General features: G+C 71.8%; 18 protein-coding genes. 7 read left to right on the plus strand and 11 right to left on the minus strand.

Features of this window, described 5'->3' with window-relative positions; translation table 11 throughout:
* Nucleotides 1–9: 9 nt before the first annotated feature.
* The 5 genes from ACVNF4_RS06145 to ACVNF4_RS06165 form a co-directional block, all read right to left on the minus strand.
* Nucleotides 10–3,840: an nSTAND1 domain-containing NTPase gene (locus ACVNF4_RS06145; RefSeq protein ID WP_461801638.1), complete on the minus strand. Its 3,831-nt coding sequence runs from the start codon at nucleotides 3,838–3,840 to the stop codon at nucleotides 10–12.
* Entirely contained in the window at nucleotides 3,837–4,250 is a 414-nt protein-coding gene (locus ACVNF4_RS06150; RefSeq protein WP_461801639.1) for a hypothetical protein, read from the minus strand. Before ACVNF4_RS06150 ends, ACVNF4_RS06145 begins: the two co-directional genes overlap by 4 nt.
* A 277-nt stretch (nucleotides 4,251–4,527) precedes the next feature.
* The gene (locus ACVNF4_RS06155) at nucleotides 4,528–4,722 is read right to left on the minus strand and encodes a hypothetical protein (protein WP_461801640.1); all 195 of its coding nucleotides are present in this window, start codon (nucleotides 4,720–4,722) and stop codon (nucleotides 4,528–4,530) included.
* Nucleotides 4,723–4,841: 119 nt separating this feature from the next.
* Nucleotides 4,842–7,649: an AAA family ATPase gene (locus ACVNF4_RS06160; protein ID WP_461801641.1), complete on the minus strand. Its 2,808-nt coding sequence runs from the start codon at nucleotides 7,647–7,649 to the stop codon at nucleotides 4,842–4,844.
* Between the two features lie 80 nt (nucleotides 7,650–7,729).
* Nucleotides 7,730–8,392 carry an NADPH-dependent F420 reductase gene (locus ACVNF4_RS06165; protein WP_461801642.1) on the minus strand — a complete coding sequence of 221 codons (663 nt, stop codon included), beginning with the start codon at nucleotides 8,390–8,392 and terminating at the stop codon, nucleotides 7,730–7,732.
* Between the two features lie 125 nt (nucleotides 8,393–8,517).
* On the opposite strand from ACVNF4_RS06165, the gene ACVNF4_RS06170 reads away from it, so the two are divergent.
* A complete protein-coding gene (locus ACVNF4_RS06170; protein WP_461801643.1) occupies nucleotides 8,518–9,321 on the plus strand; it encodes an ABC transporter ATP-binding protein in 804 nt (267 codons plus the stop codon).
* Between the two features lie 40 nt (nucleotides 9,322–9,361).
* Here the strand turns inward: ACVNF4_RS06170 and ACVNF4_RS06175 are convergent, their stop codons facing one another.
* Both ACVNF4_RS06175 and ACVNF4_RS06180 read right to left on the minus strand, forming a co-directional pair.
* Entirely contained in the window at nucleotides 9,362–9,574 is a 213-nt protein-coding gene (locus ACVNF4_RS06175; protein ID WP_461801644.1) for an EF-hand domain-containing protein, read from the minus strand.
* A gap of 48 nt (nucleotides 9,575–9,622) precedes the next feature.
* Nucleotides 9,623–10,534: a MerR family transcriptional regulator gene (locus ACVNF4_RS06180; RefSeq protein WP_461801645.1), complete on the minus strand. Its 912-nt coding sequence runs from the start codon at nucleotides 10,532–10,534 to the stop codon at nucleotides 9,623–9,625.
* A 63-nt stretch (nucleotides 10,535–10,597) separates the two neighbouring features.
* Here ACVNF4_RS06180 and ACVNF4_RS06185 point away from each other — a divergent pair, with 63 nt between their 5' ends.
* The gene (locus ACVNF4_RS06185; RefSeq protein WP_461801646.1) at nucleotides 10,598–11,230 is read left to right on the plus strand and encodes a GNAT family N-acetyltransferase; all 633 of its coding nucleotides are present in this window, start codon (nucleotides 10,598–10,600) and stop codon (nucleotides 11,228–11,230) included.
* Between the two features lie 7 nt (nucleotides 11,231–11,237).
* On the opposite strand, the gene ACVNF4_RS06190 is transcribed toward ACVNF4_RS06185, so the two are convergent.
* From ACVNF4_RS06190 to ACVNF4_RS06200, 3 genes are all read right to left on the minus strand, one after another.
* A complete protein-coding gene (locus ACVNF4_RS06190; RefSeq protein ID WP_461801647.1) occupies nucleotides 11,238–11,825 on the minus strand; it encodes an ADP-ribosyltransferase in 588 nt (195 codons plus the stop codon).
* An 87-nt stretch (nucleotides 11,826–11,912) separates the two neighbouring features.
* Nucleotides 11,913–13,079, minus strand: a complete 1,167-nt coding sequence (locus ACVNF4_RS06195; protein ID WP_461801648.1) for a YncE family protein — start codon at nucleotides 13,077–13,079, stop codon at nucleotides 11,913–11,915.
* Complete coding sequence (locus ACVNF4_RS06200) at nucleotides 13,076–13,876, minus strand: polysaccharide deacetylase family protein (protein ID WP_461801649.1); 801 nt, start codon at nucleotides 13,874–13,876, stop codon at nucleotides 13,076–13,078. The genes ACVNF4_RS06195 and ACVNF4_RS06200 overlap by 4 nt, the downstream gene beginning before the upstream one ends.
* Nucleotides 13,877–14,092: 216 nt before the next feature.
* On the opposite strand from ACVNF4_RS06200, the gene ACVNF4_RS06205 reads away from it, so the two are divergent.
* Nucleotides 14,093–14,449 carry a PH domain-containing protein gene (locus tag ACVNF4_RS06205; RefSeq protein ID WP_461801650.1) on the plus strand — a complete coding sequence of 119 codons (357 nt, stop codon included), beginning with the start codon at nucleotides 14,093–14,095 and terminating at the stop codon, nucleotides 14,447–14,449.
* 15 nt (nucleotides 14,450–14,464) lie between these two features.
* Here ACVNF4_RS06205 and glgX read toward each other — a convergent pair whose 3' ends face one another.
* Nucleotides 14,465–16,675 (minus strand): glycogen debranching protein GlgX, encoded by a 2,211-nt coding sequence (gene glgX / locus ACVNF4_RS06210; RefSeq protein ID WP_461801651.1) that lies wholly within the window; start codon nucleotides 16,673–16,675, stop codon nucleotides 14,465–14,467.
* A gap of 188 nt (nucleotides 16,676–16,863) precedes the next feature.
* On the opposite strand from glgX, the gene ACVNF4_RS06215 reads away from it, so the two are divergent.
* The 4 genes from ACVNF4_RS06215 to ACVNF4_RS06230 all read left to right on the plus strand — a co-directional run bounded on the left by ACVNF4_RS06215 (nucleotide 16,864) and on the right by ACVNF4_RS06230 (nucleotide 21,336).
* Nucleotides 16,864–18,084: a L,D-transpeptidase gene (locus tag ACVNF4_RS06215; protein ID WP_461801652.1), complete on the plus strand. Its 1,221-nt coding sequence runs from the start codon at nucleotides 16,864–16,866 to the stop codon at nucleotides 18,082–18,084.
* Between the two features lie 206 nt (nucleotides 18,085–18,290).
* Nucleotides 18,291–19,544, plus strand: coding sequence for a L,D-transpeptidase (locus tag ACVNF4_RS06220; protein ID WP_461801653.1), 1,254 nt, complete (start codon nucleotides 18,291–18,293; stop codon nucleotides 19,542–19,544).
* Between the two features lie 218 nt (nucleotides 19,545–19,762).
* Entirely contained in the window at nucleotides 19,763–20,530 is a 768-nt protein-coding gene (locus tag ACVNF4_RS06225; RefSeq protein WP_461801654.1) for an enoyl-CoA hydratase/isomerase family protein, read from the plus strand.
* 302 nt (nucleotides 20,531–20,832) lie between these two features.
* Nucleotides 20,833–21,336, plus strand: a complete 504-nt coding sequence (locus ACVNF4_RS06230; RefSeq protein WP_461801655.1) for an ATP-binding protein — start codon at nucleotides 20,833–20,835, stop codon at nucleotides 21,334–21,336.
* Nucleotides 21,337–21,345: the final 9 nt, after the last annotated feature.

Consider the following 21,345-nt stretch of genomic DNA (forward strand, 5'->3'; position numbering starts at 1 on the left):
ACCGCGGGTTCAGCCGCACGGCGGGTGGTACGGGAGGTCTGCCGAGACGTGTTCGCGCCATGCCTCCTTCGTCAACGCCGTGCGGCTCGCGGCGCAGATGAGGGCGCGGGCCTGGGGGACGGCGGTCTGCCAGAGGCGGACGGTGCCGTCGTTGCCGGTGCTGAGGAGGGTGCCGTGGGGGAGGAAGCGCAGGCCGGAGACCGAGCCGGCGTGGCCGGGGACGGGGGTGCCGTAGAGGGCGGCGTGGGTGGGGTCGGCGGTGTTCCACAGGCGGATCTCGCCGATCGCGTCGCCGCTGGCGAGGAGTTTCCCGTCGGGGGAGAAGTCGGCGGAGTTGAGCATGGCGCCGGCGGTGAGGGTGTCCCCGACCATGCGCGGGGCGCCGGTGCCGGAGACGTTCCAGAGGTGAAGCCGGCTGTCTCCGCCCGCCGTCGCGATGAGGCGGCCGTCCCGGCTGAGGGCCGTCGTGAGGACGATCTGCGGGATGATCTCGTATCCGGTCAGCGTCGGGGCGGCGCCCCGGGTGACCCGCCAGGCGCGGAGCATTCCGATCATGTCCGCCGAGAACACCGTGCCGTCGGCGGGGTCGGACACCAACGCCCGTACGGGGCGGCTGATTCCGCCGAGGTCTTTGCCAAGTGCCGTCGGCCGGCCCGGATCTGATATGTCCCAGGCGCGCAGACCACCCCCGAACTGGTTGCGGATCTCCAGGTAGCCCGCGACGAGGGTGGTGCCGTCGCCGCCGAAGGCGACCGCCGACACCGGGTCGCCGTTCCAGGTCAGCGGCGGTGAGAGGGCCACCGGGCGGGCGGGTGAGGTGACGTCCCAGAGCCGGACCGCGCCGGTGAACTCTCCGGTGGCCAGCACCGGCCGCGCCCCTGGCCGGAACGCGAGCGCGTTCACCGAGCCGGTCAGCGGCGGGAGTTCACCGAGGCGGACGAGCCGGTCGGGGGCGGAGACGTCCCACAGGGTGACGCGGTTGCCGGTCGCGACGGCGGCCCGGCGGCCGTCGGGCGTCACGGCGAGGGCCAGCACCTCGTCGCCGATCGCCAACGCCGGTGGCAGCCGCCACAGTCGGACGAATCCGTCGCCGCCGCCGCTGGCGATCGTCCGGCTGTCCGGGCTGAAGGCAAGGGCGCCGACCAGGCCCGAATGGCCGCGCAGGGTAGGGGTGATGACGCGGGCGCGGGCCGGGGCGCGGACGTTCCAGACGTTGACGCCGCCGGAGGTGTCGCCGGTCACGAGGAGCTGTCCGTCGGGGCTGAAGGCGACCGAGTTGACGACCGAGCCCAGCATCAACTGGTTGACGGGGGTGAGGTGTCGGGGGTCGGCGAGGTTCCACAGCAGGACGCGGTAGTCGCTGGAGGCGGTGGCGAGGGTACGGCCGTCGGGGCTGATCGCGATCTGGTTGACGACGACGCTGTGGCCGCCGCGCGGGTCGGGCAGCGCCTCGGGGCGGGCCGGGTCGGAGACGTCCCACAGCTTCAACAGGGCTGCCCCGGTGCCCCCTTGGGCGGTTCCGCCGCACGCGACGAGCGTCTTCAGGTCGGGGGTGAGGGCGACGGACTGGACGCCCTGGCCGCGCACGCTCAGGGGTGTGCTGAGCCGGCGGGGGGCGCGCGGGTCGGCGAGGCTCCAGAGTTGGACGTCGCTGGTGAGAGCGGACGGCGGGGAGCCGGGCGCGACCATGCCCGTGGTGGTGGTGCCGACGGCGAGCGTGCGGCCGTCGGAGCCGAGCGCGAGGCTGCCGACCGTCCCTTGCGGGGAGACCCTTACGGGGTCGGCGAGCGGCTGTGGGTGGGCGGGGTCGGAGACGTCGAGGATGCGGATCAACCCGTCCGAACTGCCCCACACCAGCAGGTTGTTGCGTCTGTCGTAGGCCAGGGGCTGGATGCCGCCGGACGCGGTGCCGACGCGGATCGGGCCGGCGAGCGGGGTGGCCGCCTCGGTGCGGGGGACGTTCCACAGGCGCAGTTGACCCGCGGTGTCGGAGGCGGTGGAGGCGGCCGTCATCAGGTGTCCGCCGGGGCCGAAGGCAAGCGTGTGGACCAGGCCGAACCTGTCGGGCAGGGTCTGCGGGAGCACGGCGCCGGATGCGGCGAGCAGCCGGGTGCGCAGGGTGTCCGTGGGCCGCATGTCGTAGGCGGTCAGGTCGAGTTGGGCGGCGAGCGCGCTGTCCGTGCCGCGCAGCCGGTCCGCCTCGGCGGTGACCCGGTTGAAGATCGCCTCGTCGCGCTGCTCGACGGCCTCCCGGCGGCGGTCGAGGGCGTAGAGGGCGAGTCCGGAGGCGATGAGGGCGAGCACGGAGACGACGGCGACGGCACCGCGCCGCAACCGGCGGGCGCGGCGCTCCTGGGCGCCGGAGGCGTGCAGGAAGTCGGCGGCGAGCGGGGTGACGTCGGCGGGGTCAGCGGAGTCGGCCCAGAGGCGGGCGTTGTCGAGGCGGTTCCCCCTGAACAGGACGTCCTTGTCCCGGTGTTCGCCGCCGGACCAGCGGACGGCGGCCTCCCACACCTCCTGGCGGACCAGGGAGCCCTGCTTGTCGGGCGCGATCCACTCGTCGAGCTTGTCCCACCCCCGCAGCAGCGCCTCGTGGGTGATCTCGACGGTCTCGCCGTCCCGTCCGCCGCCGTTCTGCGTGAGGAGCCGCGCCTCGGTGAACGCGTCGACCACGGGCGGGACTTGGGCCGGGTCGCGGGCCTCTTGGAGGAGTTCGCGGCGGGTGCGGCGGCGGAACGTGGTCTCGCCCTGCTCGTCGACGCGGACCAGTCCGGTGAACAGGGCGCGGGCCACGTCCTTCTGAGGGTCCGTCAGTTCGTCGTACACCCGCTGGGCCGCCTGGTTGACGGCGTCGTCGATGCCGCCGCCCGTGCGGTACGCGGCGAGGGTCATCCGGTCGCCGGTGCGCTGCTGCCAGGTGGAGAGCAGGGCCTGGGAGAGGAACGGCAGCCGGCCCGGCGGGTACACGTCGGGGCGTTGGGCGGCGCCCGCGCGCAGGTCGCGGACGATGGCGTCGGTGAGCCGGGGGTCGATCGAGAGGCCGTCCACCCGGGTCACGGGGGACTCGATGGCCGCGCGGACCTCGGCCTCGGTCATCGCCCCGACGATCACGTTGTTGCGCAGGGCGCTCAGCAGATGCGGGTAGGGGGTGCAGTCGCCGTAGCGGTCGGCGCGCAGGCCGTAGACGATCAGGGCGAGGGGGGTGAGGGCGGCGAGGGCGTCGACGAAGCGGGTGCGGGCGGATTCGTCGTGGCACTGCGTGAAGAGTTCCTCCAGTTGGTCGACGACGATGACGACGCGGTGGCCCGGCGGGAGTTGGAGAGTGCCGCAGACCAACTCGCGGAACGCGGCGGGTCCGTTGTCCAGGGCCGCACGGAAGCCGGCGGCTTCGGTTTCCGTCAGTCGGGCGCAGGCTTCGGCGAGTTGGCCGACGGGGTCCTCCGTGGGGCGCAGCAGAAGCTGCGGCCAGTGCTGGGAGCCGGGCAGCGGCTCCCCCCGTGCCAGGGCCGGGAGGAGACCGGCCCGCAGGAGCGAGGACTTGCCCGCGCCGGAGGGGGCGACGACCGCGGCGGGCGCGTCCAGGCCCACGCATCGGTGGAGCGTCCCCGCCAACTCGGCCAGCAGCCGCTCCCGTCCGAAGAACCAGTGCGCCGAGTCCTGGTCGAACGCCTTCAGTCCGGGGTACGGGCACTCCTCGACGGACGAGGGCCGGGCGTCGTAGGCGATCGTGCCGTCGGAGTAACGGTGGACGACGATGTCGCCGCCGGCCTGGATGACGGTGCTGTCGCCCGCCGCCCACGCGGTGAGGGTGAGAGCGACCCTGTCCTGACTGTCCGTCATGGCTTGGGTGCCTGCCCGAAGTTCATGTCGCCGTGCGCCTGGAAGATGCGGGAGTTGTCGTGGGACTCGGCGTGGAAGGCGGTGCCGGCGTTGTGCCTGCCGGGGTCGGCGAGGCCGGTGAGTTCGGCGACCAGGCCGAAGACGGCGCGGGCGGCGTCCGGGTCGTCGGCGACGAGTGCTCTGAATCTCTGCTGCCAGACCGCCGTGAGGGCGGCGCGGTTGTCGGTGTTCGCCGGGTCGGCGAGCAACAGCTCGCGGTCCCGGGTGAGTTGGAGGGCGAGCAGGTCAGCCTCGGGTGTGCCGCGCCGGCGGGCGAGGAAGGCGCGGGCGCGTTCCCAGGTCTCCGCGGTGAGTGCGCTCACGAGTGCGTTCGCGGCGCTCGCCGCGAGTGTGGCCAGTTCGGTGTCCATGTGTCCGCCCCCCGTGGCGGTGTGGGTCGTCTTGCAAGGACTGTTCTCGCACCGGTCAAGGCCGTCCGGGCGCGTTGACCGCTCTTGGTGCGCTTCGGACTTGTCGTGACCGTTCGTGTGTACGGGCCGACCGGACGGAGTCCCCCGATGCCGTTGTCCACGGCTCCGCCCGGCCGGCCCTGGGCGCCGCTCACGCCCGTTTCCCCCTGTGCGCGGGCCCCGCATCCGGCTCCCCGGGTCCGCGTTGTCAACGTACGGCGGGGTGCGGGCCGTGTCCTCAGGGGTCGCCCCCCGGTTCTGCGTCCGTACCTCCCGAGAAGCGGACCCCTTCGATGTCGTCCAGGTGGGCCTCCAGGGCGGAGACCAGGGAGACGACGCCGTGGAAGGGCCGGCCCCTGTCGTCGGGGCCGGTCTTCACCGTCCCCTCCAAGTGGCCCTCCGTCGACCTGCGCAGTTCGATGAGGATCAGCACGCCGGACTCCGTTCCCTGCGGTCGCCGATATCGCACGGTAGGGCGGCAGTTGGGGAACCGCCTCGGGAGCGGACCCCGAGAAAACCGGTGGGTCGCCCCTGGGACGGCCGTCGTCGCGGTCACTCCTCGTCCAGCTTCAGCCCCTTCAACTGCTCCCGGGTCAGGTGCAACTTGTCGTAGGCGTGCTGGAGATGGGTCTCCACGGTCTTCTGGGCGACGCCGAGGCGCTGGGCGATGCCCTGGTTGGAGAGGCCGGCGCGCATGAGGCGGACGGCTTCGCGTTCGCGCGGGGTGAGACCGGCGAGCGCGGAGACGGGGCCGGTGAGGCTGAGGCCCAACTCGGCGGCGAGGCGCCGGGTCTGGGCCTCGTAGGCGTGGGCGCCGGCCTCGGTGAAGGTGTGCAGGGCTTCACGCAACGCGGATTCCGCCGCCAACCCGCGCCCGAGTGCCGCTGATTGACGTGCCGTCACGAGCCTTACGCGGGCCCCCTCCAGCGGCAGGCCCGCTTCCTTCGCCAGCGTGAGGGCCTCCTCGCAGGACGCGAGCGCGGCGGCCGGTTCGCCGCGGGCCTCGGCGATCTGGGCGCGGACGCGGGCCACGGCGAGCTGGGCGGACGTCCGGTTCGCGGAGCCGGTGCGGGCGACGAACGCGGCGAGTTCGCGGGCCGCCTCCTGGGTGCGGCCGAGCCGGGAGAGGGCGTCCGCGCGGACCGGGCCGAAGAGGTGGGCGCCGGGTTCGCGGGACGAGTAGTGGGCCTCGATCGCCTCGGCGGCGTCCAGGAAGCCGGGGAGGTCCTCGGCGGCCTGGGCGATGGCGGCGCGGGCGCCTGCCGCGAACGCGAAGCTCATGGGGCTGGCGAGGAGCTGGGACCAGTCGGTGGCCTCCCGCGAGTGCCGGGCCGCCTCCTCCCAACTGCCCTGTGCGGCAAGGGGGTAGCAGGCGAGGGCGTGCAGCAGGGGGTAGTCCCAGACGCGGCCGTTCTCCGCCGCGTCCCCGATCGCCGACGCCGTCAGCCGGACCGCCTCCGCGAGGTTGCCCCGCCGGTACTCGGCCTCTCCGAGGAACCCGAGCCCCTGTCCGATCCGCAGCGCCTCACCCCGGGTCGCCCGCTCCACCGCGCTGCTCAGGTCCGCGTGCGCGCCGTCGAGGTCGTCCGTCCACAGCCGGATCATCCCCCGCGCCACCAGTCCGTCGAGTCCGGCGGCGGCCCCCGGCAGGTGCACCGCCCCCAACTCCCGTAACGCTCTTGCCGAATCGCCCGCCAGCGCCGCCCCCACCGTCTTCGCGAACCACGCGAACGCCCTCACCCACGGCTCCCGCGTCCGCGCCGCGACCGCCGTGTCGCCGTAGAACACCATGTCCTGGTAGTCGAGTTGGACGACACCGATGATGGCGAGCTGGGTGGCGATGCGGGCTTCGAGGTCGACGGGGGCCAAGAGGGGCGGGGTGCCCTGCGTGCCGTCCCCCACACTCCGCACCCCCTCCAACGCCCGTAAGAACAACCCCCGCGCCTCCCCGATCCGTCCGCCGAGCAACACCAGGTAACCGTTCACGTAATCCACCCACGGCTCCGGTGCGAGCGCGCCCAGCTCCCCCTCGTACCGCCGGGCGGTGGACGCGTCGCCGCTCACCAGCAGTGCCTCGACGGCGGTCAGGAGGCGGGCCCGTACGTGTGGGCCGGGGGGCGTCAGTTCGAGTGCGTGTCCGGCGTAGACCGCGGCCAACCGCAGGTTGCCCAGGGAGAGTTGGCGGCGGGCCTCGCGTTCGGCCGCGAGGGCGACGTCCTCGTTGCGGCCGTCGTCCGCGGCGATCCGGTGCCACAGCGCGTCGGGTCCGCCGAACGCGGCGGCGGCGCGGTGCAGACGGCGGCGGCGTCCCGGGCTCATGTCGCTGTAGACGTAGTCACCGATCACCCCGTTGGGAAACGCGAGCGCACGCCCGCCGGTCCCGGGCACCTCGGCCAACAGCCCGGCCCGCACGGCCTCGTCGAGTGCCTCCTCGGCATCGCCGGCCCGCGCCGGGGAACCCTCTGACCCCGCCAACTCCCGTGCCTGCGCCAGCAGGAACCGCCGCCCCAGCACCGCCCCCGCCGCGACGAGATCCCGCGTGGCCGGTGCGCACGACCCCAGCCGGGAGATCAGGGTGAGCGGCATGGACCGGTGGGCCGGCAGCGGACCCTGCCCGTAGGCGAGCGTGTGCGGGGCGACCTGCTGGAGCAACTGCCGTGCGTGCAAAGGGTTTCCGCCGGTCAGCTCGTGCAGGTGCGCCGCTCCGGCGGGGGACAGCCGGGGCTGGCCCCAGGACGGCGCGAGCCGCAGCAGCGCGTCCGCCGAGAGCCCCTCCAGCCGTACGACGGCGCCCTGTTCGGACTCGACGAGCCGCCGCCACCCTTCGTGCAGCCCCTCGTACGCCCGCCCCCACGATCTGCCCCGCGTGACGGCCGCGTCCACCGGGACGTGCGCGAGCACGAACAGCACCGGCTCGCCGCGCAGCGACCGCGCGGCGAGCCGGAGGGCCGTCATCGACGGCCGGTCACCCCAGTGCGCGTCGTCCACGACGACGACCACCGGGCCCACTCTGCGCAGGTCCTCCGCGAGTGCCCGTGCAACGAGCGCGGGGTCGGCCTCCTCGGTCAGCTCCCCGCCCCGCGCGCCTGGGAGGTCCTGGACGATCTGCCGCAGCACCTCCCAGGGCCGCCGCTCCCACGCCTCGTCCCCGTAGGACCGGGCGACCAGCGGTGGCGCGGCCTCCTGGAGGAACGCGGCGACGAGCGCGGACTTCCCGATGCCGGGCGCCCCTTCGACGACCACGACGGTGGGCCGCAGCCGCCGCGTCTGCCGCCACGCCTCGCGCAGCACGGCGAGTTCGGCCGCGCGCCCGGCCGGCGGAGAGGGATTCGGTACGAAAAGGTCACCACTGGCCGCCACGGAGCCGCCCCTTCCCCGCCATCGGACGCTCAGTATGGCCGGATACGAGCGCCCGGAACAGAGTCAGGGCGAGCAGGGCCTCAGCCCTTGAACCCCTCGGGCCGCTCCGGCGAAGCCTCCGCCAGCGCCGTGCGCACCGCCTCCACCCCGCCCCGGAGCCCGTACACCGGCGTCTCCGGCTGCTGACGCCACGACTCGTCGATGGACCCGGCGTCCACCGAGTCGAACCCCAGCTCGTCGACCAGCGCCCGCACCTTGTCCTTGGCCGAGGCGTCGTCCCCCGCGACGGGTACCGCGATCCGCTCGGGGTCCCCGGCGGGCCGGTGCCGGTCCAGGATGTCCTGCGCGTACGTCCCGTTGAACACCTTCACGACGGCGTGCCCGAGCCGGTCGGACACCCACCGGCTCTCGGTGACGCCCTCGTCCTCGATCCCGGCGATCCGCCCGTCCCGCTGCTGCGGGTAGTAGTTGTTCGTGTCGATGACGACCGCGCCTTCGGCGGCACCGTCGAGCACACCCTTCGGCAGCCCCGCGATCGCCTTGAGCGGAATGGTGACGACGACGATCTCGGCGCCCTCGGCCGCGTCCGCCACGTCGACCGGTGTGGCCCCCGTCTCGGCGGCGAGGCCGGCGAGCGTCTGCGGGCCACGGGAATTGGCGACGGACACGTCGTGGCCGAGCGCGGTCAGCCGCCGGGTGAGGTTGCCGCCGATGTTGCCCGCCCCGATGATGCCGATCTTCATGACAGACCCTCCAGATGGATGCACGTGCATTCATCCGCGACAACCGGAAGGCCGCACCCCCTATTCCCGCCCGCCCCCCACTTGGCCGGAAGCGTCCTGCGGCAAGGAGCGACTAACGTACCGGCATGCCCGACACCCCCTTGGTCCTGCACGCCGAGAACACCCACGTCGTACGAGACGGCCGCCCCATCCTCCAGGAGGTCACCCTCCGGGTCCGCGCCGGCGAACACTGGGCCCTCCTCGGCGCCAACGGCGCGGGAAAGTCAACCCTGTTGGGCCTGCTCGGCGCCCGCGTCCACCCCACGCACGGCACGGTGGACGTCCTGGGCAGACGCCTGGGCCGGGTTGACGTACGGGAGTTGAGGTCGTACGTCGGACACGTCGACCCCCGCCACCCCCTGCACGACCCGCTGACCGTCCAGGAGGTCGTCCTCACCGGCGTCACCAACTCGGTGGCCCCGCTCCCCCGTTGGCAGCCGACGGCGCAGCAGCGCGCCAGGGCCGAGGAGCTGACGGAGACCCTGGGGCTGGCCGCCCTCAGGGACGCCCGCTGGCCCACGCTCTCGCAGGGCCAGCGCGGCCGTACCCTCATCGCCCGCGCCCTGATGCCGAGCCCCCGCCTGCTGCTGCTCGACGAACCGGCGACCGGCCTCGACCTGCCGGGCCGGGAGCAGTTGATCGGGGCGCTCGGGACGCTCGCCGAGGAGCACCCCGCCCTGGCGACCGTCCTGGTCACCCACCACCTGGAGGAACTCCCGCCGCACACGACCCACGCGCTGCTGCTGCGCGACGGCCGCACGCTGGCCCAGGGCCCGGCGCCGCAGACCCTCACCGCCGGCCTCGTCGGCAAGTGCTTCGACCTGCCCCTCGCCCTGGACCGGCACGACGACGGCCGCTGGAGCGTACGCATCCAGCGGCCGAGGCGTTGAACGACCCGGAACCACCCCGGGGAAACCCCGGGGCAACCGGTTACTTGCTCAGGTGCGCCCAGAACTCGTCGAACGACAGCTTCTTGTCCCCGTCGAGGTCACGGCTCTTGATGATGGACTCGGCGACGGACTCGGTGACGTTCCAGTCGCCCCCCTGCGCCAGGGCGGTCTTGAACTCGGCCGCGGTGATCTCGCCGTCACCGTCCGTGTCGATCCGGTCGAATTCCTTGCGCGCTTCTTCGATGCTGGCCACCGATCCGCCCCTTATCCACTGCTTGCTGTCGTGCTGACGCAGGTCAGACTAACCGGCCTGAGCGGCGCGCAGTGCGGTGACCACCCACGCGAAGTCCTCCGCGTGCGGCGGGGCGGGCTGCCGGTTCACGATCGACAGCAGCTCCCGGTAGCGGGCGACGCGCTCGTTGAACCCGGCGGTCATCCGCTCCAGCACGTCCTGCCGGTCGGCGTCCCCGAACAGGTCCCGCAGCACGTCCGCCGCCTCGGGAGCGTCCGGCGCGACTCCCCGCTCCCGCACCGGCGCCACCCGCTCGACGAGCCGCTTCGCGAACCACACCGCCTCCCCGGGCGGTGAACTCGCCGTCCGGGCACCCGCGTTGAACTCGACCGCCCGCCGCATCTGGGCCCGGAACTCCGGGTCCTCCAGCATCTCCGCCAACTCCACCCAGGCGTCCACCTGTTCGGGCGTCGGATCGTCGGACAGCTCGACGGCCATCCGCCGCATCCGCTCCTGGATGTCCGGGTCGACCTCCGGCAGCCCGTGCAGCGTCTCCGCCACGAACTCCTCCATGATCCGCTGCCGTTCGGCCGCGGACAGCTTCGCCAGCCTGTGCATGAGCTTCATCTCCTCCGTCGTGGAACCTCGTCGTGCGACGCTCGACAGCACGGCCCGGACCACCTTCAGCGACCGGATCCGGACGTCGATGGCGGCGACGTGCGTCGCGGCCACCTCCGCGACGGTCCGCTCCCCCGCCAGCACCTCCCGGACCGCGTCGAGCCCGAGCCCGAGCTCACGCAGCGTGCGGATCAGCTCCAGCCGGGCGGCGCCGTCGGCGTCGTACAGCCGGTAGCCGCCCGGGGAGCGGCCGACGGGGTCGAGAACGCCCTCGTCGGACCAGTAGCGGACGGTGCGGACGGACAGTCCGCTGGAGCGGGCCAGCTCGCCGATGGTGAACAGCCCCGTACCGTGGTCGATCATGTTCCGGAGTCTGGGCCTTCCAGTGGGTGGAGACTCAAGAGGAAGCTCAAGAGGGGATGCGGAGTGGAGACGCTGAGGGACATTCTCGACGGCGCGGCCCGGGGCGTCTTCCCACCGCCGGACGGCGGCCTCACGGTCGTCCCCCAGATGTCGCAGCGCCACGCGGGCGTCCTGTCGTTCACGGCCCACGCCGTCGTCTTCCTCGACGAGGACCCGGATTGGGTGCGCGCCCAACTCGCGGGCGTGGACTGCGATCCGCTCTCCGCGCCGATGCATCCGGCTTTCCTGCACGCCCTGTTGGAGCGGACGGGCCGCAGTGCGGAGACGGTCGACGCGATGCTGGTGGCGGTGCCCCGCGAGGGTGAACTCCCGTTGCCGCTGCGGGAGATCGAGGACCCCGGGCACCCTCGGGTCAGGTACGCGCTGGAGCGGCGTGCCGAGGTCCGCGTCTGGGAGGCGGCAGGTGGCGTACTGGTCCTGGGGCGGGGCATCGGGGGCCGGCTCGAAGTGTCCGTCGAGGTCGACGACCTGGCCCGGGGAAAGGGACTCGGACGGCAACTGGTCGCCGCCGCCCGCTACTTGGCCGGGGAGCCGGTGTGGGCGCAGGTCGCGCCGGGGAACGCCCGCAGTGTGCGGGCGTTCCAGGGGGCGGGCTATGTGCCGGTGGGTTCGGAGGTGTTGATGCTCAACCCCTGAACAGCCCTCAGTGCCACGGCTCGAAGTACGGGTTGCTCTGGCAGTCGTCCATGATCTCGATCTTCTTGACCTTGTCGACCGGGCAGACGCCGAGGATGTACTGGCGGGCGACCCCGCCGGGGAAGGCCACCTCGACCTGGTCGGCCCACTTGTGGGTGTCGCCGATGGTCTTGTTGACGTCGATGCCGCCGGGGGCGTCGATGTAGTAGTTCCAGCCGGACTTGTACCAGGTCTTGTACAGGTCGTGGTCGTAGGTCGTGGAGACGTACGGGGAGGGCTGGTTGACCAGGACGTACTTCTCGACGTCGTACTGGCCGTTCATGTCCTTGGGGAAGAAGCCCACCGGGAAGATCTTGTCGGGGCTGCGGCTGTCGCTGCGGTAGAGGGTGCCGCAGGTGGTGCGCCAGACCGGGTCGGGGGTGATGCGGTCGATGTCGAGGTCGTGGTCGGCCGCGGCCTTCAACTTGTCCTCGAACTGGGGGCACTTGGGGGCTGCGGCGAGGGTGGGGGCGGGGGCTGCGGCCGAGGTCGCGAAGACGGCGGTCAGGCACAGGACGACGGCAGCGGCACGCCGCCGCACGGAAGTGGTGATCATGCCGGGCAGCCTGCCGGGTGGCCGGCTGCTTCCCGGGGACCTTCACCCGTACGGCGGCGAGTCAACTGACCTTGGTTCAACCGGGGTTCACCGGAAGATGCCCGTGTGCCCCAGCGAGTACCGCCCCGGCTGGGGGTAGACCGCGAGTCCGTGCGGGCCGGAGCCGACCTTGATGCGGGCGAGCTGCTTGCCGGTGCTCGTGTCGATCGCGTACACCTCCGCGTCGTAACGCCCCGACAGCCACAGGACCTTGCCGTCCGCCGAGACGCCGCCCATGTCGGGGCTGCCGCCCTGCGGGAGGTGCCACTTCTTCGTCAGCTTGTTCTGTGTGAAGTCGAAGATGGAGATGGTGCCCTCACCCCGGTTGGAGATGTACATCTCGCGGGAGTCGCGGCTGACGTAGAGGCCGTGGCAGCCCTTGCCGGTGGGCAGGAACTCCGGTTTGCCGAAGGTCTTTCCGTCGACGATCCACATGCCGTCGGCCATCATGTCGGCGATGTAGAAGCGCTGTCCGTCCGGCGAGATCTTCACGTCCTGCGGCATCGCCCCGCGGAACGGCAGCTTCTGCTGTCCGACGACCTTCATGCTCTCCGTGTCGACCTTCAGCAGCTCGCCGCTGAACTCGCAGGAGACGATGAAGTACCGCCCGTCCAGGGAGAAGTCGGCATGGTTGACGCCGTAGCAGGTCACCGGGACCGTCTTGGCGATGGCCATGGAGTGCGGGTCGCGGAAGACCAGCTCGCGGTCCATGGAGGCCATCACGACCGCGTACTTCCCGTTCGGCGTGAAGTACAGGTTGTACGGGTCGTGCACCTCGACGGGCTTGCCCGCCTCGCCCGTTCGCGGGTCGATCGGCGTGAGGGTGTGGCCCCGGTTGTTGTTGACCCACAGCGTCTTCATGTCCCAGGAGGGGACGACGTGTTGGGGCTGGCGGCCGACGTGCAGGGTCTCGATGATCTTGTAGGTCTTCGGGTCGATGACCGTGACCGTGTCCGACTCGGTGTTCGGGACGTACACCCGTGAGGGGAAGTCCTTCACGACCGGCGAGAGCCGGTTCGGCCGGTCGGCGGCGTACACGTCCTTCGGGTCGAGCACCGGCGGCATGCCGGGCAGCCCTTGTGGTACCGCTTGCTTCACCGGCGCGGGGACGGCGGCCTTGGTGGCCTCGGCGGACTTCTGGTTCCCGCCCTGGGAGCCGCAGGCGGTGAGAGCCGCGGCGAGGACGAGGGCGACGAGCGCGGGACGACGTTTCAACTGAGCAGCTCCGTGGTGGTGACCGCGCGCAGCCCGCGGCGGCCGAGTTCTTCCAGTACGACGGGGAGGGCGGCGACCGTGTCCCGGTAGCCGAAGTGCAGGCTGACGACGGAGCCGGGGCGAACGTCGCCGAGGACCGTCCGGGCGACCTGGTCCGCGCCCGGCGAGGTGAAGTCGAGCGAGTCGACGTCGTACGACAGGACGTGCGGGTACCCGGCCTCGCGGGCGAGCCGGACGACGAGCGGGGAGGCGCGGGCGGCCCGCGAGGGGCGGAACCAGCTTCCGACACCTCCGGTGAGCCGTTTGAGCCGCGCCGCGCACCCGGCGATCTCCGCCCGCGCCTCGGCCTCGGTCATGTCGTTGATCCCGAGGTGGCGCTGGGTGTGGTTGCCGAGGTCGTGGCCGCCGTCCAGAATCCGGCGGGCCATCCCCGGCTGCTCGTCGAGCCAGGTCCCCACGGCGAGCACGGTCACCTTCCCCCCGGCCCGCTCCACCTCCCCGAGCACCGCCTTCGCGATCGCCGGGTCCCCGGCACCGTGGAACGTCAGGGCGACCTGAGGGCGGTCGCGGGGGCCGACGGCGATCTGGGCGGGCTGGTCCGGGAAGGCGCGGGGGTTGGGGGCGGCGGTGAGGGGGCGCGCGGGGGCGTGCGAGGCGGGTGCGTCCCGAGACGGCTCGGTGGGAGGCGTGTCGGCACGGGACGCGTCACCGCGCCCGGAACACGCGGCGACGAACACGCCCCCGGCGACGAGCCCGGCACCCGCCCGCAGCGCGGCACGACGGTCGGTCGGAGTCACCTGGCCCATTTAAGGGGCTGAAGCCGCCAAAAGGGCTGATTCACCCGCCCGGGGGCGAGGAGGTGAGGATGTCACTGGCCACGGGGTGCCGGTTGCCCGATCATGCGACGAACACACGATCCTTCTACGAACGGCAGCGGCGTGCATCCTCCGGGCCCCTATCGCCTCAGCAAGCGTCAGATCCGGCGCCCACTCGTACTCGTCTACACACCCGGCTTGACGTTCCTGCTGGCGATGACCCTCTTCGGGGTGTGGACCTACGGCGTCGGCGAGCTGCTGGTCATGACGCTCGGCCCCACGGCCTCCGTCCTGCTCCTCCCGTACCTCAGCGACGACGAGGTACGGCTCACCGAGTCCGGCATCAGCTTCCGCAACGGTTTCCGCCACCGGCGGCTCCGCTGGACCGACGTCACCCACATGGAGATCCGCTCCCTCCTCGGCGTCCGCCGACTCGTCCTCCACACCACCACCGGCAAACACCGCACCCTCCCCGCTCCTCACTCCTTCGCCGACCCCGGCTTCGACCTGAAGGCGCGGGAGATCACCGACTGGTGGCTGCGCCACCGCGCCTGACCGCACGCCGCCCGCTCACGACCGCACCTTCAGCAACAGCACCGTCCGCCCCGGCACGACCACCTCCGCGCCCGCCGCCAACTCGCCTGTCTGCCAGGGCTGTTCGGACGACGTGTCGACGACGGTCTCGTAGCGTTCCGCCCACGGCACCCCCGGCAGCACGAACCCCACGGGTTCGCTCCCCGCGTGCAGGACCGCGAGGAAGCTGTCGTCCACGACCGGTTCTCCCCGCTCGTCGCGCCCCGGGATGTCGCGGCCGGAGAGGTACATGCCGAGGGTGGCGGCGGGGGCGTACCAGTCGTCGGCGGTCATCTCGGTGCCCTGGGGCGTGAACCACGCCAAGTCCCTTATTCCGTCCGCTGATTTGGCGCGGCCGGAGAAGAACGCCCGGCGGCGCAGCACCGGGTGACGGTGTCTCAGGGCGATCAGGTGCGAGGTCAGTTCGCACAGTGCTCGCCAGCCCGGGTCCTCCAGCAGCCCCCAGTCCACCCAACTCGTCGCGTCGTCCTGGCAGTAGGCGTTGTTGTTGCCGCCCTGGGTGCGGCCCATCTCGTCGCCGGCGACCAGCATGGGGACGCCGGTGGAGAGCAGGAGGGTCGTCACGAGGTTGCGCAACTGCCTTCTGCGCAGGGCGAGTACGGCGGGGTCGGACGTCTCGCCCTCCGCCCCGCAGTTCCAGGAGCGGTTGTCGTCGCTGCCGTCGCGGTTGCCCTCGCCGTTGGCCTCGTTGTGCTTGCGTTCGTAGGAGACGAGGTCGCGGAGGGTGTAACCGTCGTGCGCGGTGACGAAGTTGACGGAGGCGTAGGGGCGTCGGCCGCCCCAGGCGTAGAGGTCGCTGGAGCCGGAGAGCCGGTAGCCCATCTCACGGACGTCGGGGAGGGCGCCGCGCCAGAAGTCGCGTACGGCGCCCCGGTAGCGGTCGTTCCACTCGGTCCACAGCGGCGGGAACGCGCCGACCTGGTAGCCGCCCGAACCGACGTCCCAGGGCTCGGCGATGAGCTTCACCCGGCGCAGCACCGGGTCCTGCGCGATCACCGCGAGGAAGGGAGAAAGCATGTCGACGTCGTGCATCGAGCGGGCGAGCGCCGCCGCGAGGTCGAACCGGAAGCCGTCGACGCCCATTTCGGTGACCCAGTAGCGCAGGGAGTCGGTGATCAGGCGCAGGACGTGCGGCTGGACGACGTGCAGGGTGTTGCCGCAGCCGGTGTAGTCGGCGTACCGGCGGGCGTCCGGCTGGAGCCGGTAATAGCCTCTGTTGTCGATGCCCTTGAGGGAGAGTGTCGGCCCCAACTCCCCCGCTTCCGCCGTGTGGTTGTAGACGACGTCGAGGATCACCTCGATCCCGGCGGCGTGCAGCGCGCGGACCATCCGCTTGAACTCGCCGACCTGCTGTCCGGTCGTCCCGGAGGCGGCGTAGGCGGCGTGCGGGGCGAAGTAGCCGATCGAGTTGTAACCCCAGTAGTTGCGCAGGCCCTTCCTCAACAGGTGGTCCTCGTGGGCGAATTGGTGCACGGGGAGCAGTTCGACGGCCGTGACGCCCAGCTTCACGAGGTGCTCGATCGCCGCCGGGTGCGCCAATCCGGCGTAGGTGCCCCGGAGTCGCCCGGGGATACCGGGGTGGAGTTTGGTGAAACCCCGGACGTGGAGTTCGTAGATCACCGAGTCCGCCCACGGCGTCTTGGGCCGCTGGTCGTCGGCCCAGTCGTCCTCGTCCCGCACGACGACGCCCTTCGGGACGTACGGCGCGGAGTCCCGGTCGTCGCGGACGGTGTCGGCGATGTGCTGCTGGGGCCAGTCGCGGACGTGCCCGTACACCTCCGGGGGCAGGCCGGCGTAGTCGCCGTCCACGGCGCGGGCGTACGGGTCGAGGAGGAGCTTCGCCGGGTTCCAGCGGGCGCCGGTCCAGGGGTCCCAGCGGCCGTGCACGCGGTAGCCGTAGCGGCGGCCGGGATGCACGCCGGGGACGAAGCCGTGCCAGATCTCGTGCGTGAGTTCGGTGAGTCCGAGGCGCGTCTCGGCGCCGTCGTCGTCGAAGAGGCACAGGTCGACGGCCTCGGCTCCGCCCGCCCAGAGCGCGAAGTTGGTACCGGTGACCCCGCCGGGGCCGGTGCGGAAGCGGGCGCCGAGGGGGACGGGGGTGCCGGGCCAGACGGGTGTTGTCCTCGCGCCGGAGCCGTCAGCCCCGGAACTGGGCGCGGCTGACTCCTGTTCGGCTGTGCTGGACACCGGTCGGCCCCTCTTCGTGCTGTCCGCCGCCGGGACGCCCGGCCGGTTGGTACGGCGTGGCGCGGCTCCCCGGCGTGTGCTCGTCGTCCTCCCCCTGTTCTGCCCAGAGGCCGCCGCGCCCAGACAACGGCTCGCACTCTTGTTTACCCTTCACGTTTCCCCAGGGTCACCCGCTCGTTAGGGCGGGCGTGAGTCATGGACAAGGGCGCGCGCGGCGCGCTGGGGCCGCGCTGGCCGTCGTGGTGGCATGGACAGGACTGGTCGCCGGGTGCACGTCCGGGGACGGGCGCAGTGAGATGGACCGGCTGCTCGGGAAACCGGCGGCGCCTCAGGACCTGATCCGGGTGACGCCGGACGACGGGGCGAAGGGGGTACGCGCGGCGGGCAAGCTGCGGGTGCGGGTGCCGTTCGGGCGGCTGGAGTCCGTGCGGGTCGCGCGCGTGCAGGACGCGCAGGAGACCGTCGTCCCGGGGAGGATCGTGGACGACGGCGGGAGTTGGCGGCCGGACGACGACCGGCTGGCGCTGGCCGCGCGGTACACCGTGGACGTCGTCGCGCGGGACGAGTCGGGCAACCGGCTGGCGCGGCACAGCACGTTCACGACGTTCGTGCCGGACGAGCGGTTCATCGGGTACGTCGCTCCGGAGAACCGGTCGACCGTCGGCACCGGGATGATCGTCTCACTGGAGTTCAACCGGGAGGTCGTCAACCGCGCGGACGTCGAGCGGGCCGTCCAGGTCACCGCGGACCCGCCGGTGGAGGTGCGCCCGCACTGGTTCGGCGGGGAGCGGCTGGACTTCCGGCCCGAGCGGTACTGGAAGCCGGGGACGCGGGTGACCGTCGCGCTGCGGCTGCGGGACGTCGAGGGGGCGCCCGGGGTGTACGGGCTCCAGTCGCGGACGTTCTCGTTCACCGTCGGGCGCAGCCAGGTGTCCCTGGTGGACGCCGCCGCGCACACCATGGAGGTGCGGCGCGACGGGCGGCTCCTGTCGACCGTGCCGATCACGGCGGGGTCGCCCAAGACCCCTACGTACAACGGGAAGATGGTCGTCACCGAGATGCTCGAAGTGACGCGGATGAACAGCCGGACGGTGGGGTTCGGCGGGGAGTACGACATCCCGGACGTGCCGCACGCGCTGCGGCTGACCGACTCGGGGACCTTCCTGCACGGGAACTACTGGGCGCCGTCCGCCGTTGGGAAGGTCAACGTGAGTCACGGGTGTGTGGGGCTGATGGATGTGAAGGGGGGTTCTTCGGAGACGCCGGCGGGGTGGTTCTTCGACCGGAGTCTGGTCGGGGATGTCGTGGAGGTCGTCAACAGCCGGGACAAGACGGTCGCGGCGGACAACGGGCTGGGGGGCTGGAACATGGGGTGGAAGGAGTGGGTCTCGGGGGGTGCGGCCGGGTAGGGAATCGGGGGAGGTGCGAGCAGGGAGTTCGGGCGGGGAGTTCGTGCAGGAAGTTCGTGCAGGAACAAGGCATGGGCCGCTTTGCGACCGAACGGTGACGTTTACCTGACGAGATGGTCAAATGCGGCCGGTTAGGATGCGCCAGTGATCGCGCGGCGAGCGCGGGGGTGGGGGCCTGACCTGGGCCTCACGAGGGGAGAACGAACTTGAACGTGCGGCCGATATCGGGGGCGTCGGGAGCTTCGGTGCGCGGGCGGAAGCGGGGGATGGCACTGCTGTCCGGCGTCCTCCTGCTCACCGTCACGGCGTGCGGCGGGAGCGGGGACTCGGGCTCCGGCTCCGGGGGCTCCGGCAAGAACGACACGAAGGGCCAGGCGGCCGACGCGGCGCAGAGCGCGCAGTCGGAGGCGGTCGTAAGCATCCTTCCCGCGAACGGCGCGACCGGCGTCGACACCAGCGGCGCGCTGAAGGTGAGCGCCGCGAAGGGCAAGCTGACCCAGGTCGTCGTCAAGGACCCCAAGGGGACGGCCGTCAAGGGCGCGATCACGGCGGACGGCACCGGGTGGACGCCCGCCACGCACCTCGCCGCGTCCACGAAGTACCAGGTGCACGCGATCGCCAAGGACTCCGCGGGGCGGCAGGCCGCCGAGGACTCGTCGTTCACGACCCTCAGCCCGAAGAACACGTTCACCGGCAACTTCACGCCCGAGGACGGTTCGACCGTGGGCGTCGGGATGCCGTTCTCGGTCCGCTTCACGCGCGGGATCACCTCCCCCGACGCCGTGAAGAAGGCCATCGAGATCAAGACGGTCCCGGCTGTCGACGTCCAGGGGCACTGGTTCGGCAACGACCGGCTCGACTTCCGGCCCGAGAAGTACTGGAAGGCCGGCACGAAGGTCACCGTCAAGCTGAACCTGGACGGGGTCGAGGGCCGCAAGGGGGTCTACGGCGAGCAGACCAAGACCGTCTCCTTCACCATCGGGCGCAACCAGGTGTCGATCGTCGACGCCAAGAAGCACACGATGCTCGTCCAGCAGGACGGCAAGACCGTCAAGACGATCCCCGTGACGACCGGCAAGCCCGGGTACGCCACCTGGAACGGGCAGATGGTCATGAGTGAGAAGTACGAGGTGACCCGGATGAACGGGGACACCGTCGGCTACAACGGCGAGTACGACATCAAGGACGTCCCGCACGCCATCCGGCTCACCGACTCCGGCACGTTCGTGCACGGCAACTACTGGGGCGGGGACGCGTTCGGGAACTACAACGCGAGCCACGGCTGCATCGGGCTGCGGGACGTGCGGGGCGGGTACGACAGCAAGATCGCCGCCGCGTGGTTCTTCAACCACTCGATGATCGGGGACGTCGTCGTCGTCAAGAACTCGACCGACCCGGTGGTGAACCCGGCGAACGGGCTCAACGGGTGGAACATGTCGTGGGCGGAGTGGACGAAGTGACCCTGCGGTAGGCGAGGCCCCGGTGCTGTGACTCACGGCACCGGGGCTTTCGCGTCAACCCCTGTACTGCGCCTGCCCGGCCGGAATGTGGCGAACGGCACCGAGCCACCCCCGTTAGTCCCCGTGCTGTACCCGCCCGGGGGACAACCCCCGGACCCCCGGCCGAATGTGGCGAACGGCACCGAGCCACCCCCGTTAGTCCCCGTTAACCTGCCTCCATGACCGTGAATCTCGAAGTCGCCGACGGCGTCGGTACGCTGCGGCTCGACCGGCCGCCCATGAATGTGCTGGACACCGCGATCCAGGACCGGCTGAAGGAACTCGCCGAGGAGGCTGCCCGGCGGGACGATGTGCGCGCGGTGGTGGTGTACGGCGGGGAGAAGGTGTTCGCGGCGGGGGCGGACGTCAAGGAGATGCGGACGATGGACCACGCGGCGATGCTGCTGCGGTCCCGTGGGCTCCAGGACGCGTTCACGGCCGTCGCGCGGATCCCGAAGCCGGTCGTCGCGGCGATCACCGGCTACGCGCTGGGCGGGGGCTGTGAGTTGGCGCTGTGCGCGGACTACCGGATCGCTGCGGAGAACGCGAAGCTGGGGCAGCCGGAGATTCTCCTCGGGGTGATCCCGGGGGCGGGCGGCACGCAGCGGCTGCCTCGGCTGATCGGGCCCTCCAAGGCGAAGGACCTCATCTTCACCGGGCGGATGGTGAAGGCGGACGAGGCGCTGGCGATGGGGCTCGTGGACCGGGTCGTCCCCGCCGACGAGGTGTACACGCAGGCGCACTCGTGGGCGGCGAAACTCGCACAGGGTCCCGCGATCGCCCTGCGGGCCGCGAAGGAATCCGTCGACACGGGTCTGGAGACCGACATGGAGACCGGTCTCGCCGTCGAACGCAACTGGTTCGCGGGGCTGTTCGCGACGGAGGACCGGGAGCGGGGGATGCGGAGTTTCGTGGAGGAGGGGCCGGGCAAGGCGAAGTTCCTCTGAGAGACGCCGCGTGAGCAATATCCCTTACCAAAACCCTTACGCGGTCTTGCAATTGACGTGATGTCTCATGCGGGTCCCTCGTTGGGGCGGTTTGTGGGAGCCTTGGGGTGACCGTGGACCCGCTCTGCCGAGGGAGCCGTCGATTGCCGCCGAGTGAGCCGTCGCCGCAGTTCAGCGGGGGTTTTCCGGAATCCCGCCTGCCATCGTCATATGCCCCTGGCCCGGTGGGGGACCGAAAGTTGCGGGGGGCGTATTCCGCCGGAACGGCTCCGGACGGCGCTCCGGGCGGCCATGATGGGGGCATGGCGGGGCTGGAGAGTTTCGAACAGCCGCGGGGACACGGGCGTGTGGACGCGGCGCGCTGGTCGCCCGCGATCGAGGACGAGCGGGCGCTGAGGGCGGTAGAGCTGTTCGGCGATCCCACGGAGGCGGAGATTCCGCTCCCGTCGCGGCCGGAGTCCGCCGCCGCCGCACGCCGGCTCACCCACTTCGTCGTCCTGCGCCAGTGGGGGCTGTCCCCCAAGCTCGCCGAGGACGCCGTCCTCCTCGTCTCCGAACTCGTCGGCAACGCCGTGCGGCACACCGGGGGGCGGGTCTTCGGGCTGCGGATGCGGCGGCGCCGGGGGTGGATCAGGGTGGAGGTGCGCGATCCCTCGCGGGGGCTGCCCTGTCTGATGCCGGTGCAGGAACTCGACGTCAGCGGGCGGGGGTTGTTCCTCGTGGACAAGCTGTCCGACCGCTGGGGGGTCGACTTACTTCCGCGGGGGAAGACGACGTGGTTCGAGATGAGGGTGTCGGACAGATAGGTCTGAGGG

The organism is Streptomyces sp. S6 (assembly GCF_054880855.1).